General features: G+C 29.3%; 15 protein-coding genes. 7 read left to right on the plus strand and 8 right to left on the minus strand.

Features of this window, described 5'->3' with window-relative positions:
- Positions 1-22 precede the first annotated feature (22 nt).
- Positions 23-859, plus strand: a complete 837-nt coding sequence (locus AB0T67_RS11000; RefSeq protein WP_369220343.1) for a universal stress protein — start codon at positions 23-25, stop codon at positions 857-859.
- A gap of 75 nt (positions 860-934) precedes the next feature.
- Here the strand turns inward: AB0T67_RS11000 and AB0T67_RS11005 are convergent, their stop codons facing one another.
- From AB0T67_RS11005 to AB0T67_RS11025, 5 genes are all read right to left on the minus strand, one after another.
- Positions 935-1,639, minus strand: coding sequence for a DUF4369 domain-containing protein (locus AB0T67_RS11005; protein WP_369220344.1), 705 nt, complete (start codon positions 1,637-1,639; stop codon positions 935-937).
- A 40-nt stretch (positions 1,640-1,679) separates the two neighbouring features.
- The gene (locus AB0T67_RS11010) at positions 1,680-2,987 is read right to left on the minus strand and encodes a DUF819 family protein (protein ID WP_369220345.1); all 1,308 of its coding nucleotides are present in this window, start codon (positions 2,985-2,987) and stop codon (positions 1,680-1,682) included.
- A 224-nt stretch (positions 2,988-3,211) separates the two neighbouring features.
- The gene (locus AB0T67_RS11015) at positions 3,212-3,880 is read right to left on the minus strand and encodes a DUF2490 domain-containing protein (protein WP_369220346.1); all 669 of its coding nucleotides are present in this window, start codon (positions 3,878-3,880) and stop codon (positions 3,212-3,214) included.
- A gap of 124 nt (positions 3,881-4,004) precedes the next feature.
- Positions 4,005-4,169, minus strand: a complete 165-nt coding sequence (locus AB0T67_RS11020; protein ID WP_271230496.1) for an Arc family DNA binding domain-containing protein — start codon at positions 4,167-4,169, stop codon at positions 4,005-4,007.
- 146 nt (positions 4,170-4,315) lie between these two features.
- Positions 4,316-5,176, minus strand: a complete 861-nt coding sequence (locus AB0T67_RS11025) for an SPFH domain-containing protein (RefSeq protein ID WP_369220347.1) — start codon at positions 5,174-5,176, stop codon at positions 4,316-4,318.
- A gap of 120 nt (positions 5,177-5,296) precedes the next feature.
- Between AB0T67_RS11025 and AB0T67_RS11030 the strand changes: the two genes are divergently transcribed.
- The 4 genes from AB0T67_RS11030 to AB0T67_RS11045 all read left to right on the plus strand — a co-directional run bounded on the left by AB0T67_RS11030 (position 5,297) and on the right by AB0T67_RS11045 (position 9,367).
- Entirely contained in the window at positions 5,297-6,085 is a 789-nt protein-coding gene (locus tag AB0T67_RS11030) for a S1/P1 nuclease (protein ID WP_369220348.1), read from the plus strand.
- Positions 6,086-6,418: 333 nt separating this feature from the next.
- Positions 6,419-7,465 carry a flavin-containing monooxygenase gene (locus AB0T67_RS11035; RefSeq protein ID WP_369220349.1) on the plus strand — a complete coding sequence of 349 codons (1,047 nt, stop codon included), beginning with the start codon at positions 6,419-6,421 and terminating at the stop codon, positions 7,463-7,465.
- 50 nt (positions 7,466-7,515) lie between these two features.
- Positions 7,516-8,451, plus strand: coding sequence for a citrulline utilization hydrolase CtlX (gene ctlX / locus AB0T67_RS11040; protein WP_369220350.1), 936 nt, complete (start codon positions 7,516-7,518; stop codon positions 8,449-8,451).
- A gap of 73 nt (positions 8,452-8,524) precedes the next feature.
- Positions 8,525-9,367 carry an OmpA/MotB family protein gene (locus AB0T67_RS11045; RefSeq protein ID WP_369220351.1) on the plus strand — a complete coding sequence of 281 codons (843 nt, stop codon included), beginning with the start codon at positions 8,525-8,527 and terminating at the stop codon, positions 9,365-9,367.
- Positions 9,368-9,452: 85 nt separating this feature from the next.
- On the opposite strand, the gene AB0T67_RS11050 is transcribed toward AB0T67_RS11045, so the two are convergent.
- From AB0T67_RS11050 to AB0T67_RS11060, 3 genes are read right to left on the minus strand one after another with little or no spacing between them, the layout of a single operon-like run.
- Positions 9,453-9,902, minus strand: coding sequence for a hypothetical protein (locus AB0T67_RS11050; protein ID WP_369220352.1), 450 nt, complete (start codon positions 9,900-9,902; stop codon positions 9,453-9,455).
- 59 nt (positions 9,903-9,961) lie between these two features.
- Positions 9,962-12,871 (minus strand): FAD-binding and (Fe-S)-binding domain-containing protein, encoded by a 2,910-nt coding sequence (locus AB0T67_RS11055; protein WP_369220353.1) that lies wholly within the window; start codon positions 12,869-12,871, stop codon positions 9,962-9,964.
- A gap of 7 nt (positions 12,872-12,878) precedes the next feature.
- Positions 12,879-13,337, minus strand: coding sequence for an Lrp/AsnC family transcriptional regulator (locus AB0T67_RS11060; RefSeq protein ID WP_271230487.1), 459 nt, complete (start codon positions 13,335-13,337; stop codon positions 12,879-12,881).
- 154 nt (positions 13,338-13,491) lie between these two features.
- Between AB0T67_RS11060 and AB0T67_RS11065 the strand changes: the two genes are divergently transcribed.
- Both AB0T67_RS11065 and prfA read left to right on the plus strand, forming a co-directional pair.
- Complete coding sequence (locus tag AB0T67_RS11065; RefSeq protein WP_271230486.1) at positions 13,492-14,295, plus strand: DUF1338 domain-containing protein; 804 nt, start codon at positions 13,492-13,494, stop codon at positions 14,293-14,295.
- A 131-nt stretch (positions 14,296-14,426) separates the two neighbouring features.
- Positions 14,427-15,503, plus strand: a complete 1,077-nt coding sequence (gene prfA, locus AB0T67_RS11070) for a peptide chain release factor 1 (protein WP_271230485.1) — start codon at positions 14,427-14,429, stop codon at positions 15,501-15,503.
- Positions 15,504-15,510 lie beyond the last annotated feature (7 nt).

Genomic DNA, 15,510 nt, shown 5'->3' on the forward strand with positions numbered 1-15,510 from the left:
GTTAAACCTTAATATCATACTAATGAAAAAAATAATTGTACCCGTAGATTTTTCAATACATTCAGAAAACGCCTTAAAAACCGCTGCTTTTTTAGCTAAAAAAAATAATACTGAAATTATTGCAGTTCATATGCTTGAGCTTTCGAATGCAGTAATTAATCAATCAGAAATGTCATCTCAAAACGAAACAATTTTTTACCTAAAATTAGCTGAAAAAAGGTTTACTGAATTTTTGAAAAAAGATTATTTATCAGATTTAAAAGTAACACCAATTATTAAACACTTTAAAGTTTTTAGTGAATTAGATACATTAGCTCAAGAAGAAAATGCAGATTTATTGGTAATCGGTTCTAAAGGAACAAGTGGTTTAGAAGAAATTTTTATAGGATCAAATACTGAAAAAGTAATTCGTTACGCAAACAGACCTGTATTAGTTGTTAAAGAAGAAGCAATTACAAGTAAAGTTGAAAAAGTTGTTTTTGCATGTGATTTTTCTAATGATGATGTTGCTCCTTATTTAAAAGCAAAAGCTTTTTTCGGAAAGTTAAATTGTGATTTACAATTAATATATGTAAATACACCTACTGCAAAATTTAAAAGTAGTCTTGAAATTACAGCTAAAATGCAACTATTTTTTGAAGCTGCAAATGAAGATGTTACTAAGGCAAAAGATGTAAAAATTATTGCTGATTATTCAGTTGAAGATGGGGTATTATATTATGCAAATAAAAGTAATGCTGATATTATAGCTGTTGCTACTCATGGAAGAAAAGGAATTTCTCATTTCTTTGAAGGAAGTATTTCTGAAGACATTGCTAATCATAGTGCTTTACCTATAATTTCTTTTAAAATTCAGTAAATTTATTTTTAATATTGATATAAAAAAACTCGATACAAATAGTATCGAGTTTTTTGTTTTAAGAAAAATAAAAAATTATTTATCTTCTTTTTCTTTTATCTGACTTACAAATTTTTGTAAACGTTTCCCGTAATTAGATTTTTTAACTTTATCAGACAAGCTGTTATTAATAGTATCTAATAACATAACATTGGCATCAAATAATTCAGATAAAGCAATATAAGGAGCTGCTTCACTATCTGAATTAGCAATAGCAAAGTTTGTAGAAAATAAAAAACGACGACGCATCATTTTTTTATAATCATCTTCTAATTGTTTAACTAAAACAGGATCTTTAGCTGCACGAGCTTCAAAATCTTTTTTAATAAAATCTAAACGTTGATCTTTAAATTTATTATCAATTTCACGAAATTTAGCGATTACATCTTGGTTTTTAGATCCTTTTATTTCAGGATTAAAACCAAACTCTTCTAATTTATCGTTAATAGTAATTTCACCTTTTTCACCAAAAAACATTAAATGTTTATCTTCTGTATTTCCATCAAAAGTTAGGTAATACATTACAGGTGACGTTACATCATCTGTTAAGGTAAATTTCCCACTACCTAATAAAGCTACAGAATCTACAGAAACTAATGCAGTATCCTTCATTTTCTGAAGATATAAAGTACCTTTTTTTAATCCTTTAATTTGACCTTTTACCACCATGTTACCTTCTTTTTTAGAAGAACAAGCAAAAGCAAGTATAGAAAACGCTAAAATTGCGATAATTTTTTTCATATGATTATAATTTTTTGAGTTGCAAATATGCTGAATTCTCTTATAAAGTAGCAGATAATTCCATTAAAATTGTACATATAATTGCTCCGATTGTACCTATTGCGTAACCAAACACCGCTAGTAGTACACCTACAGAGGCTAAAGAAGGGTGAAATGCCTGTGCAACAATAGGAGCAGAAGCAGCACCACCAACATTTGCTTGACTACCAACAGCTAAAAAGAAAAAAGGAGCTCTAATTAATTTAGCGACTAATATTAGTAAACCTGCATGAATACTCATCCAAACTATACCAATTGCAATTAAGCCTACATTATCAAAAATCATTGTTAAATCCATTTTCATACCAATAGAAGCAACCAAAAGATAAATAAAAATACTTCCTATTTTACTAGCTCCAGCACCTTCGTAGTTTTTTGCTTTTGTAAATGATAATCCAATAGCAATAATAGTTGAAACACTAATTAACCAAAAGAAACCAGAACCTAAGAAAGAAAAAATATTTCTCCATCCTTGCGATTCGATTCCTGCTACTAAATCGCTAAAAAAAGCACTTAAATACCCCGAAGCAAAATGTCCAAATCCAACAGTACCAAAAGCAATTGCTAACATAATCATAAAATCAGTTAAGCTAGGGTTTCTTTGTACGCTTTTTGTAAAGGTAGACATTGTTTCTTTTAATTCTTCAATAGCTGAGGTATCTGCTTTTAACCATTTATTAATTTTATCTTTTTTACCAATTCCTATTAATAGAATTGCCATCCAAACGTTAGCAACAACAATATCAACAAATACCATTCCTCCGTATTTTTGAGGATTATATTGATAAATTTCTAACATTGCTGTTTGATTTGCACCTCCGCCAATCCAACTTCCTGCAAGTGTAGAAAGTCCACGCCAAACGGCATCAAAATCTGAACCACCGACAGTTTCTGGTGAAAATATAGAGATTAACAAAATAGCAATTGGTCCACCAATTATAATTCCTAAAGTTCCTGTAAAAAACATAATTAAGGCTTTAGAACCTAAGTTAAATATAGCTTTTAAATCGATACTTATTGTCATTAAAACTAGGGCAGCGGGTAATAAAAAACGACTGGCTACATAATATAATTGAGATTTTCCTTTAATTATCTCACCAGCTACATTTGTAGTTTCCCATTCTGGAGAAATTACTCCAAAAGTGGTAAAAAGTGCTGGTACAAGATATGCCATAAAAAGTCCTGGAACTATTTTATAGAATTTATGCCAAAACCCAGCAGTTTTAGATTCAGTATAAAATACAAATCCTAAAGAAATCATTAAGATTCCAAAGACAATTGCATCGTTTGTTATTATTGGTGCGGTCATTTTTAAATAAGTTTTTTGCTAAAATAGGTTTTTATACGAGTTACATTTTAATATTTTACGTATTAAAGTGTTTTAATCGTATTAATTTATATAATTTTTAAAAAATAAAATTTAAAATAGTGTAAAGATTTTTAGCCCCGATTGAAGCAATTGTTTGAGCTCTTTTTTGTTTTTTTAAACAAAAAAAGCGAGTGCGGAAAGCGGGAAATAGCTACTAATAATTATTATTTTTTCTGATGATTTGTATTAATTATAAGACCTAAAAGTATTCTATTAAAGTTAGCATTTTGGTTTGTTACTATATTTTGATATCCTAATTTTAGTTTTATTGCTTTTGAAACTTTGTATTTAAAACCTGCTCCTAACCAATTTTGATTGTATGGCTCACCGTTAAAATCGAAAAAAGTTTCATTATATATAAAGGCATCCCATTTATTATTTAATGGATAATTTAAGGCTATTTGATAACGTAGAAGATGAGCCGTTTTTGTATTGAAAAAACGTTGTTCGGCTCTAAATCTATGGCTAAAAGCTAGAGTGTTTATTTTATGTTTTACATTAAAATCTTCATAAATACGATGCTCATTAGTATCGCCGTTTTTAGCTTTAAAAGTAGCATCTGTATTTAAAAAAGCATATCCTAAAGTAGCACTTATGTTATTGTTTATTTTGTAATTACCTCCAAAACGTCCAATAAATTGCTGTATATCATCACCTATTTCAAAGAAGCGAAAATGTGCCATTGTTTTTAAACTAAATTTATTTGAAACTTGGTGTGAACCATTGTACATATACCAAATTCCTAATTGGTTTTCTGGATTTTTTTGTGAATTATTTTGAGCAATACTTTTTAGTGAGTATAAAAAAATAAAGAGTATAAATATTTTGTTCATAAATAAGTTTTTAAAAATTAAAATCTCCTACATTGGTTTGTAGGAGATTTAGTTTTACTAAATTTTAAATCAAAAATACTAAAATTAAAATAAGTATGTAACCATCTTTTAATAGTTAGATTTGTTATTCTTCGTTTTTATTAGGTTCACGTTTGGCTTGTTTGAGTGTTTGCATTAACATCCATTCAATTTGTCCGTTTGTAGAACGAAATTCGTCAGCAGCCCATTTTTCAATAGCCTTAATCATGTCCTCATTTATACGAAGTGCGAATGCTTTCTTTTTTGCCATCGTTATTTTTTTGCAAAATAAATGATAATATTAAAAATACCGACTATTATTAGTGTAATAACTGTAATCACGCGCTATTTTTTTTGAGTGCCACCATTGTGTAAATTTTTGTTTTTCTATAAATACTCTCATCGTTTTATTTTTTATTAATGACTTAAAGTACCAGTGTTTACAACAGGAGAAGCTTCTTTATCACCACATAAAATGACTAATAAATTACTAACCATTGCTGCTTTTCGTTCATCGTCTAAATCTACAATTTGTCTTTTATTTAATTCTTCCAAAGCCATTTCAACCATTTCTACAGCACCTTGTACAATTTTATGACGTGCTGCAACAATAGCAGTTGCTTGCTGACGTTTTAACATTGCGCTTGCAATTTCTTGTGCATAAGCTAAATAACCAATACGTGCTTCTAAAACCTTAATACCTGCAATAGCTAAACGTTCTTCAAGCTCTTTTTCTAAAGCTTCGCTTACTTCATTTACGCTTGATCGTAGTGTAATATCTTCTTCATGTCCTTCATCAGCAAAATTATCATACGGATACATACTTGCTAATTTACGTACGGCAGCATCTGTTTGTACACGTACAAAGTTTTCGTAATTGTCAACATCAAAAGCTGCTTTATAGGTTTCGGTAACTTTCCATACTAAAATGGTTGAAATCATTACAGGATTACCTAATTTATCATTTACTTTTAAGCGTTCACTATCAAAATTACTTGCTCGTAACGAAATTGTTTTCTTTTTATATAAAGGATTTGCCCAAAATAAACCGTTCTTTTTTACAGTTCCTACATATTTACCAAAAAATAATAACACTTTTGATGAGTTAGGGTTTACAAGAATAAAACCAAGAGAGAGTATAAAACTAAATACCGATAGTAATATAAAAGCAATATTTTCATTGAGTACGGACAATACAATTCCACTAATTAATAGGAGTAACACGATACCGAACATTAAATAACCGTTAGTTGGATTGATGATTTTTTCTTTTTGCATTTTCTTTAATTTAAATTGATATCAAAATGATATCGTAAAGATATGTTTAATTTTTTGTTAAATCCAAATTTCTATATAAATAATTGTATATTTTTGTAGAAAATTAATTTCAATTTATTTATGAAAACCAAGGTGTTATTACTGTTTTGTACATTTTTAATAAGTGCATCAACTATTGCAAATAATGAATATTTTTGGGGTCCAACAGGACATAGAGTTACAGGTGAAATTGCTGAAAATAATTTAACAAAAAAAGCAAAACGACAAATTGATAAATTATTACAAGGCGAAAGTTTAGCATTTGTATCTACTTATGCCGATGAAATAAAATCTGATAGAAAAACATACGGAAAGTTTTATACTTGGCATTATGTAAATATGCCTTTAGATGCAAATTATAATGAGGTAGCCAAAAATCCGAAGGGAGATTTAATTACAGGAATTAAAGAATGTGTAACCATTTTAAAAGATGATAAAAGTACTATTGAAAACAAACGTTTTTATTTGAAAATGTTAGTACATTTAATGGGCGATTTACATCAGCCAATGCATATTGGACAAAAAGAAGATAAAGGAGGAAATACGATACAGGTAAAATGGCACGGTAAAGGCTCTAATTTACACAGAGTTTGGGATAGTGGTTTAATAGATAAATGGGATATGAGTTATCTTGAATTAGCTGATAACGCAAAGGATTTATCAAAAGAACAAATTAAAGTACTTCAAAATGGTGATGTAATTGATTGGATGAAAGATACGCATAAACTTACTCAAAAAGTATATGGTTCGGTAAAATCGGGCGATAAATTAAGTTACCGTTATTCGTACGATTATTTTCCTGTGGTAAGAGAACAATTACAAAAAGGAGGATTGCGTTTAGCTAAATTATTAAACGAAATTTTTTCTTAAGAGTTATTCAATTTTAAAATACAAAAAAGTTCGGAAATTAATATTTCGAGCTTTTTTTTATAATTATTTGAAGCTATTTCCCGCTTTCCGCACTCGCTTTTTTTGTTTGAAAAAAACAAAAAAGAGCTCAAACAATTGCTTCAATCGGGGCTAGGTATTTTTATCAAGTCTATATCAAAAATTAGTATCATTTTTTATCTTGAGTTAATTATCATAAAAAAACAAATAATCCTTTGGAAATTAACAATAACTTTAAGAAAACCTTTTTTTTAGGATAAAGTGATGCCTGTTATTTTCCCTACCTTTAAAAGGTAAATTATAAAAAGAAAAGAGATGTTAGATTATGTAGTAATTGGAGGAGCTCAAGCAGGATTATCGATGGCATACCATTTAAAACAAATGGATAAAAAGTTCATCGTTTTAGATGGCGAAAAAGAAATTGGTGCTTCTTGGTTAAATAGATGGGATTCTTTAAAATTATTTACACCAACAGAATACAATCATTTACCAGGTTTAAAGTTTGATACTCCAAAAGGACATTATCCAACAAAAGTAGAAGTTAGTAATTACTTTAAAAACTATGTTTCCGAATTTAAAATTCCTGTACAATTAGATACTTTAGTAACATCTGTAAGAAAAAACGAAAATGGTTTTTACGTAACTTATAAAGGTGGCGAAATTGAAACTAAAAATGTAATTATCGCTACAGGTCCTTTTCATATTCCTTATACGCCTCCTTGTCACACAAAATTATCTGAAAGTGTTTTACAAATGCACAGTAATTTTTATAAAAATGAAAGTCAGTTACAAAATGGAGATGCTTTAGTTGTTGGAGGAGGAGATTCTGGATATCAAATTTTAAATGAATTATCAAAAGATGGTAATCGAACTGTTTATTTTTCAGGAAATACAAACGTAAAATCTTTACCACAACAATTTTTAGGAAAAACACTTTGGTGGTGGTTTACAGTAATAGGATTTTTAAGTTACAGTAAATATAGTTGGATTGGTAAAAAAATTAATTCATCGATACAGCCAGTTATTGGAACAGATGTGAAAGAAATACTTTCTCGAAAAAATGTAATTGTGCAAGGAAGAACAAAAGATGCCTTAAAAACAGACATCATTTTTGAAAAGAAAACGATTTCGACTATTAAAAATATTGTTTGGGCAACAGGGTATCGTCCTAATTTTAACTGGATTGAAGGTTTGGAACTAGATGGCGACGGATATCCAAAAAATTATAGAGGTGTTAGTAATATAGATGGTTTATATTTTATAGGTTTGCCTTGGATGTTTACACGTGGTTCTGCAACTTTAGGAGGTGTTTCTAAAGATGCTAATTACTTAGCTGACATCATTAGTAAAAAACAAGAATAATACTTGAATAAGCTATATCAAAAAAACAATTACATTTAATATTTAAGAGTATGGAACAAACGACTAATACCATCTTAATGGTGCGTCCCGCTAGTTTTAGAATGAACGAACAAACGGCTGTAAATAATCATTATCAGCAAGAATTAGCAAATACGTTACCCGCTACTATTAATGCAAAAGCACAACAAGAATTTGATGCTTTTGTAATAAAGTTAAAAGCGATAGGAGTTGATGTTATTGTTGTTGAGGATACCAAAAAACCAGATACTCCAGATGCATTGTTTCCTAATAATTGGATTTCTTTTCATGAAAATGGTGATGTTGCTATTTATCCGATGTTTGCTGAAAACAGACGTTTAGAAAAGCGAGAAGATGTATTGGCTGTTTTAGAAGAAAAAGGATTTAAAATAAATAGTATTATTGATTATTCTGATGCCGAAGAAGAAGGTGTTTTTTTAGAAGGTACAGGAAGTATGATTTTAGATCGTACCAATAGAAAAGCATATTGTGCTTTATCACCAAGAGCTGACGAAGAATTGTTTATTGAATTTTGTGAAGATTTTGAATATACACCCGTAATTTTTACAGCAAATCAAACAGTAAATGGTGAAGTAGCCGCTATTTATCACACCAATGTAATGATGTGTGTTGCTGAAACATTTGCTATTCTTTGTTTAGAAGCAATAGACGATAAAAAAGAAAAAAAATCGGTTGTAAAACATTTAAAAACAAGTGGTAAAGAAGTTATTGCTGTTACTGAAAAACAAGTAGTACAATTTGCTGGAAATATGCTGCAAGTAAAAGGTGCTAATGATGAACGTTTTTTAATTATGAGTTCATCTGCTTATAACTCGTTAACAAATGACCAATTACAAAAAATAAATAAACATAATAAAATCATTCATTCATCATTAGAAACTATTGAAACCTGTGGTGGTGGTAGTGCCCGCTGTATGATGGCTGAGGTGTTTTTATCAAAAGAATAAGTAATTTTGCTTATATAAAGCATCTAAAAAAGTTTAGATGTTACCTAATTTAATAATTAAAAATAATCAAGTAATGAAAAAAATTTCCCTGTTAGTAACTGTTGTAATACTTGCAACTTCATGTGTTTCAAAGAAAAAATATGTTGAGTTAGAACAACAATACAAACAAACAACTTTTGAAAAAGAACAATTAGCAGATAAATTTGCTAAAATTGAAAAAAGAGTTGATCGTTATAATGCTAAAATAAATTCTTTAAAAGGAATTAATTCAGGTTTACAAAAAGAAAATGATGTTAAATTAGATATGGTTGAAGGAGCTGTAATATCTAATGCGATGAAAGTCAAAATGCGTAAAACTTTAGCGAATGTTGATGCTACTAAATTAGCAAATGCTAAAACGTTAAAAGACTCTATGAATTTAGCAGTTTCTTATCAGCTTAAAAAATCTATAGATGTTACTGATTTAGAAAATTCTGATGATATTAATGTAAATATTGATAAAACAGTAGTAATGATTTCTATTTCAGATAAAATGTTATTTAAAACAGGAAGTTATAATGTAAATAGCAAAGCATATAGTACGCTTAAAAAATTAGCAGATATTATTAAATCTGAACCAAGTATGGATGTTATGATTGAAGGTCATACTGATTCAAGAAAAATACACACTCAAGTATTACAAGATAACTGGGATTTAAGTGTAAAAAGAGCTACTTCAATAGTACGTGTTTTAGAAAATAAATTTGGTATTGATTCAAGCAGATTAATAGCTTCAGGTAGAGGTTCTTCTTTACCATTAGTAGACAATTCTACAAGTGCTAATAGAGCAAGAAATAGAAGAACAAAAATTATTATCTTACCAAACTTAGATAAGTTTTTTGGATTATTAGCTGAAGAACAGGTAATTCAGCCATAATACATTAAAAGAATAATGTATCATAAAAAAGCCTTCGATTTTTAATCGAAGGCTTTTTGTTTTTTAATAAATTTTGATGAAAATATTAAGCAATATTTACACTTATTTTGTAATTTTTATAATATTGCATTAAGATAAACGAACAAATAACCGAAGAGGCAATTCCTTCAATAGCTAAAGCAAAAACAACCAAACCTAAACTTAAATTTTGTCCCCAAAATGCAGAATTTTCTAACACTGACATAAAGCTTGGGTCTATAAAATCTACATAAATAATTATTCCAACAATAGATAACCCAACAGCCATTATTGAAGTCCCTATTCCTACAGAAAAGTTATTAATATATAAGGATTCTTTATTTTTATTCATATTTGTCCGTATTGCATTATTTATTCCCCAGAGTATGAAACCAAAATTTAAAAATCGTAGTTCAGAAATTTTATCGAGACCTAAAACTTTCATTAATAAAAAAAAAACAGCAATTCCTGCAAAAATTAATATAGCATTGTTTATTATTATTTTGTTACTATTCATAATATGTTTTTTAAAGTTAATTCTTTAATATACGAAATAATAATCTTATAATCAGTATTTTATATAATTGCTTCTTTTAAAATACTAACAGGATGTTTGGCAATTCGTTTTGTTCCATCAAAAATTTGATGACGACAACTTGTACCCGCAGCTACAATTTCGGTATCTGTGGTGCAATTTCTAATTTTAGGAAATAATGTGTCTTCACCAACTTGCATACTTACTTTGTAATGTTCTTTTTCATAACCAAAAGAACCAGCCATTCCACAACAACCTGTATTCATAATGGTAACTTTATAGTTTTCAGGAATATTTAAAATTGAAAAACTAGCATGAGTTGATGACAATGCTTTTTGATGGCAATGCCCATGAATTTTAAGAGTTTTTGAAGTTTTGGTAAATAAAGCTGTATTAATATTACCTTTTTTATGTTCAGAAGCTAAAAACTCTTCAAAAGTAAATACATTTTTAGCGATTTTTTTAGCAGATGATTTATCATCAGCCAAACGAATATATTCATCTCTAAAAGTTAAAATTGCAGAAGGTTCTATTCCTATTAATGGAGTTTCTTCAGATATTAAATCTTTAAAAATAGCTACATTTTTATTTGCAAGTGTTTTTGCTTCGTTTAAAAATCCTTTAGAAATATGACTTCTTCCGCTTTCTTCATGTGCTATGTTTTTAATTTCATAACCTAGTTTTTCTAGTACAAATACTGCATCTTTTCCTATTTCAGCATCGTAAAAATTGGTAAATTCATCGTTAAATAAATACACAGTTTTTTTAGCTGTTTTGCCATTTATATTTGAAGGTGTATTTTTAAGCCAAGCCGATAAAGGTTGTTTTGCTAATTTTGGAACAGTTCGTTCTACAGCAACGCCCATTATTTTTTTAGCTAATAAAGTGTTGGTTAAAAAGTTTGTGATAACAGGAATTTTACTACCTAATTTATTATATTTTGCATTATTAGCAAATAATTTACTTCTAAAAGAATAACCGTTTGTTTCTTGATATTGATATAAAAATTCGGCTTTCATCGAAGCGATATCAACATTACTTGGGCATTCTGTGGCACATGCTTTACAACTTAAACATAAATCTAAAACTTCTTTAAGTTCTTTGGAATCAAATTTATTTTCAGCCGTATTATTTGTTAAAACTTCTCGTAACATATTTGCTCTTGCACGAGTTGTTTCTTTTTCGTTTCTGGTGGCTCTGTAACTTGGGCATAAAGTTCCGCCTGCTTCTGGCGATTTTCTACAATCTCCCGAGCCATTACATTTTTCAGCTAATTTTAAAATTCCTTCGCTTTCAGAAAAATCTTGCAATGTTTTTATAACAGGTTCTTTTCTGTCAATTTCATAGCGTAAATTTTTATCCATAGGAAAAGCATCTGTAATTTTACCTTGATTAAAAACGTTATTAGGGTCAAATGCTTTTTTTATTCTTCTTAATAATTGATAATTTTTATCACCAATCATTAACGGAATAAATTCCGCGCGTACAATTCCGTCACCATGTTCTCCACTAAACGAACCTTTATATTTTTTTACAAGTTCGGCAGTTTCTGTGGTTATTTTTCTAAATAAAACAACATCTTCTTTTTTCTTCAGATTTAAAATAGGGCGTAAATGCAATTCTCCAGCACCAGCATGTGCGTAATAAACGGCATCTTGCTGATATTTATCCATAATTTGAGTGAATTCTTCAATATATTCTGGTAAATCTTCTAAAGTAACGGCTGTATCTTCAATACAAGCAACCGCTTTCATATCGCCAACAATATTTCCTAATAAACCTAAACCTGCTTTTCGTAAGTGATGTACTTTTGCTATATCATCGCCATAAACTTTAGGATAATGATGTCCAAAATTATTGTATTTTAAATCTTCAATTAATTTATCAGCTTGAATTTCTGCATCTTCTAAAGTATCCGAAGAAACTTCTAACATTAAAACAGCTTCAGGATCACCTTGTAAAAAGAATCGGTTTTTAGCTTGTTCTCTGTTATTTTTGGTACAATCTAAAATAACTTTGTCCATTAATTCACAGGCATACAATTTGTGTTTCATTGCGGTAACCGTAGCTTTTAAACTTTGGTTGATACTTGTAAAATGTGGACAAACCATAATACTAAAAGTAGGAGGTAAGTCGTTTAATTGTATGGTGATTTCTGTGGAAAAAACTAAAGTTCCTTCACTTCCTGATAAAAATTTAGCAGGATTTATAGTTGTTTCATTTCCTCCGAATAAATCGGATTTTAAAAATTCATCAACAGCATATCCTGTATTTCTTCTGTGGATTTCTGGCTTTGGAAATTCATTTATAATTTCTTTTTGAATTGCTTCTTGAGAAAGCTCATTATAAATGGTTTTATAAATAGTTCCTTCTAAAGTTTGATTTATTTTTTTCTGATGAAACTCTTGTGAAGTAATTTCTGAAAAAAGAACATCGCTTCCATCAGATAAAATTCCTTCGATAGAAATTACTTTATCACGAGTAACTCCGTAGCGAATTGAGGTACTTCCTGATGAGTTATTTCCAACCATTCCACCAATCATACAGCGATTAGAGGTTGAGGTATTCGGACCAAAAAATAATCCGTAAGGTTTTAAAAATCGATTTAAATCATCTCGAATAATTCCTGGTTGTACGGTGATTGTTTTTTGTTGCTCATCAAAAGCCAATATATTGGTGAAATACTTGGAAACATCTACAACAATTCCATCACCAACACATTGCCCTGCTAACGAAGTTCCCGCAGTTCTTGGAATTAAAGTAATGCCATTTTTTGAAGCAAAAGTAATAAGAGTTTTAATATCATCTGCATCTTTCGGATAGGCAACTGCTAACGGAATTTTTCGATATACAGAGGCATCCGTAGCATATAAGGTTTTATGTAAATCATCAAAAAATAATTGACCTTTTAAGCTTTTATCTAAATTTAATAATAGTATTTTTTCTGTCATCTTTTAGTTATTCAATAGGAATATTTCTTTTAAAGCAAGTGTCAAAACAAATAAAAGTATCGGTACCTGCAACACCGTTTATTAAATGTACATTATCGTATAAAACTTTTTGTAAATGTTCGTTATCTCTGGCGTAAATCAGAATAAAAATAGCATAATTACCCGATACAAAGTTACATTCGGTAATTTCGGGTATTTTTTCTAGTTCTTTCATTACATCTTTAGCAAAACGTGCTTCTCGTAACCGAATACCTGTATATGATTTGGTTTTGTAGCCTAACATTTTTTCATCTAAAATAAATTCAGCATTTTTTATAACGCCCTCAGTAGTGAGTTTTTTTATCCGTTGATGAATTAAAGAGTTCGAAACATTTAGTTCTTCTGCTATTTGCGAGTAAGCTTTTCTAGCATCTGAACGTAGTTTTAAAAGTATTTGTTTATCGATATAATCAAATTGATTATTCATTTTCTATTTTTTGATTAAAAAAATGTTATTTTGGTTTTTAAAACTTTAAAATTGTTGTGTTTTACCATAAAATAACTTGTTGATGTGTAAAATTAATCATTTTTAACTTTTATTAAAAGGAATATGATTTAATTTGTAGTAAAATTATCAAAATATGACAACAGCACAAATATTTGAAAAGTTATGGAAAGAGTACACAGAACGTACTCCTTCTGCACAAAAAATTAAAAATTTATTTACAGATAAAGGTAATGCGGTTTATAATGATCATGTTGCTTTTAGAACTTTTGATGATGAGCGTGTAAATATTGAAGTATTAGCAACGCCATTTTTAGAAGCTGGTTACCAAGAATGTGGTGATTACACTTTTGAAGCTAAAAAATTATATGCAAAACATTACGAGCATAAAACTGATAAAAATGCTCCACGTGTATTTATTAGTCAGCTAAAGACAAAAGAATTTTCTGAAGAATTACAAGCAACTGTAAAACGTTTAATCGATGGATTATCAGAAGAAGATTTAAATCCTGCCGAATTAGTTTTTAAAGGTCGTTTATGGGAACAACCTTCTTTTGAAGTTTATGAAAAATTACAAGCAGAAACTGAATATGCAGCATGGTTATATGTAAACGGATTTTGTTCAAATCACTTTACGGTAGATGTAAATAAACTAGATACTTTTAAATCGTTACAAGAAGTAAACGAATTTTTAAAAGAAAAAGGCTTTAAAATGAATACTTCTGGTGGAGAAATAAAAGGAACTCCAGCGGTGTTTTTAGAGCAATCAAGTGTTTTAGCTGATAGAATTCCTGTAACTTTTAAGGAAGTTACAAAAGAAATTACTTCTTGTTATTATGAGTTTGCTTTTCGTCATGCTATGAAAAACGGTGAATTATATTCTGGTTTTATTGCAGGTTCTGCAGATAAAATTTTTGAAAGTACCGATATGAAATTATAAACTTATTTTAATATATTAAAAAAACGTATATCAATGCTGTAATAGCATTGATATACGTTTTTTTATTTGAACATATTTTAAAAATAATTCCGATAAAAATCCGTAAATTCGCAAACCAGAAAAGCTAGAAGATGTTAGACAAATTAAGAATTATAAAGCAACGTTATGACGAAATTTCGGATTTAATTATCCAACCAGAAGTTATAATGGATCAAAAACGTTACGTTAAGTTAAGTAAAGAATATAAAGATTTAGGTAAAGTTGTAAAGAAAGGTGAAGAGTATAAAAGCCTAACCGATTCAATTGAAGAAGCTAAAGAAATTATAGCTGACGGTAGTGATGCTGAAATGACGGAAATGGCTAAAATGGAAATGGATGACGCTAAAAAGCGTATTCCTGTTTTAGAAGATGAAATTAAGTTTATGCTTATTCCGAAAGATCCTGAAGATGGTAAAAATGCCGTTGTAGAACTTAGAGCAGGAGCAGGTGGAGATGAAGCAAGTATTTTTGCAGGTGAATTATTTAGAATGTATACTAAATATTGCGAAGGTAGAGGCTGGAAAGTATCAACAGTAGATTATTCTGAAGGAACAAACGGAGGTTTTAAAGAAATTCAATTTGAAGTTTCTGGTGATGATGTTTATGGAACATTAAAATTTGAGGCAGGTGTACACCGTGTACAACGTGTACCGCAAACCGAAACACAAGGTCGTGTACATACATCGGCAGCAACTTGTATGGTTTTTCCTGAAGCTGAAGAATTTGATGTAGAAATTAACCCTAAAGAGGTACGTATTGACTTTTTCTGTTCGTCAGGTCCTGGAGGTCAGTCGGTAAATACAACGTATTCAGCGGTTCGTTTAACACATATTCCTACTGGTTTAGTAGCGCAATGTCAAGATCAGAAATCGCAACATAAAAATAAAGAAAAAGCGTTTAAAGTATTACGTTCTCGTTTATACGAAATGGAGTTAGCAAAGAAAAATGCTGCTGATGCTTTAAAACGTGGAACGATGGTTACTTCTGGTGATAGATCTGCAAAGATTAGAACCTATAACTTTCCACAAGGACGTATGACCGATCATAGAATTGGTTTAACTTTATATGATTTATCAAATATTATCAATGGTGATATTCAGAAAATTATTGATGAGTTAATGCTTGCAGAAAACACTTCTAAATTAAAAGAATTAGGAGAAACTATTTAAGAAAATA

The organism is Tenacibaculum salmonis, from assembly GCF_041053065.1.
In the GTDB taxonomy this organism is placed as follows: domain Bacteria; phylum Bacteroidota; class Bacteroidia; order Flavobacteriales; family Flavobacteriaceae; genus Polaribacter; species Polaribacter pacificus_A.

What these genes read in the sequence shown, in the direction of transcription:
- AB0T67_RS11035 (WP_369220349.1), top strand. Translation starts at nt 6,419, where the DNA reads ATGTTAGATTATGTAGTAATTGGAGGAGCTCAAGCAGGATTATCGATG.
- AB0T67_RS11050 (WP_369220352.1), bottom strand. Translation starts at nt 9,902, where the DNA reads ATGAATAGTAACAAAATAATAATAAACAATGCTATATTAATTTTTGCA.
- ctlX (WP_369220350.1), top strand. Translation starts at nt 7,516, where the DNA reads ATGGAACAAACGACTAATACCATCTTAATGGTGCGTCCCGCTAGTTTT.
- AB0T67_RS11055 (WP_369220353.1), bottom strand. Translation starts at nt 12,871, where the DNA reads ATGACAGAAAAAATACTATTATTAAATTTAGATAAAAGCTTAAAAGGT.
- prfA (WP_271230485.1), top strand. Translation starts at nt 14,427, where the DNA reads ATGTTAGACAAATTAAGAATTATAAAGCAACGTTATGACGAAATTTCG.
- AB0T67_RS11025 (WP_369220347.1), bottom strand. Translation starts at nt 5,176, where the DNA reads ATGCAAAAAGAAAAAATCATCAATCCAACTAACGGTTATTTAATGTTC.
- AB0T67_RS11065 (WP_271230486.1), top strand. Translation starts at nt 13,492, where the DNA reads ATGACAACAGCACAAATATTTGAAAAGTTATGGAAAGAGTACACAGAA.
- AB0T67_RS11010 (WP_369220345.1), bottom strand. Translation starts at nt 2,987, where the DNA reads ATGACCGCACCAATAATAACAAACGATGCAATTGTCTTTGGAATCTTA.
- AB0T67_RS11030 (WP_369220348.1), top strand. Translation starts at nt 5,297, where the DNA reads ATGAAAACCAAGGTGTTATTACTGTTTTGTACATTTTTAATAAGTGCA.
- AB0T67_RS11020 (WP_271230496.1), bottom strand. Translation starts at nt 4,169, where the DNA reads ATGGCAAAAAAGAAAGCATTCGCACTTCGTATAAATGAGGACATGATT.
- AB0T67_RS11060 (WP_271230487.1), bottom strand. Translation starts at nt 13,337, where the DNA reads ATGAATAATCAATTTGATTATATCGATAAACAAATACTTTTAAAACTA.
- AB0T67_RS11005 (WP_369220344.1), bottom strand. Translation starts at nt 1,639, where the DNA reads ATGAAAAAAATTATCGCAATTTTAGCGTTTTCTATACTTGCTTTTGCT.
- AB0T67_RS11015 (WP_369220346.1), bottom strand. Translation starts at nt 3,880, where the DNA reads ATGAACAAAATATTTATACTCTTTATTTTTTTATACTCACTAAAAAGT.
- AB0T67_RS11000 (WP_369220343.1), top strand. Translation starts at nt 23, where the DNA reads ATGAAAAAAATAATTGTACCCGTAGATTTTTCAATACATTCAGAAAAC.
- AB0T67_RS11045 (WP_369220351.1), top strand. Translation starts at nt 8,525, where the DNA reads ATGAAAAAAATTTCCCTGTTAGTAACTGTTGTAATACTTGCAACTTCA.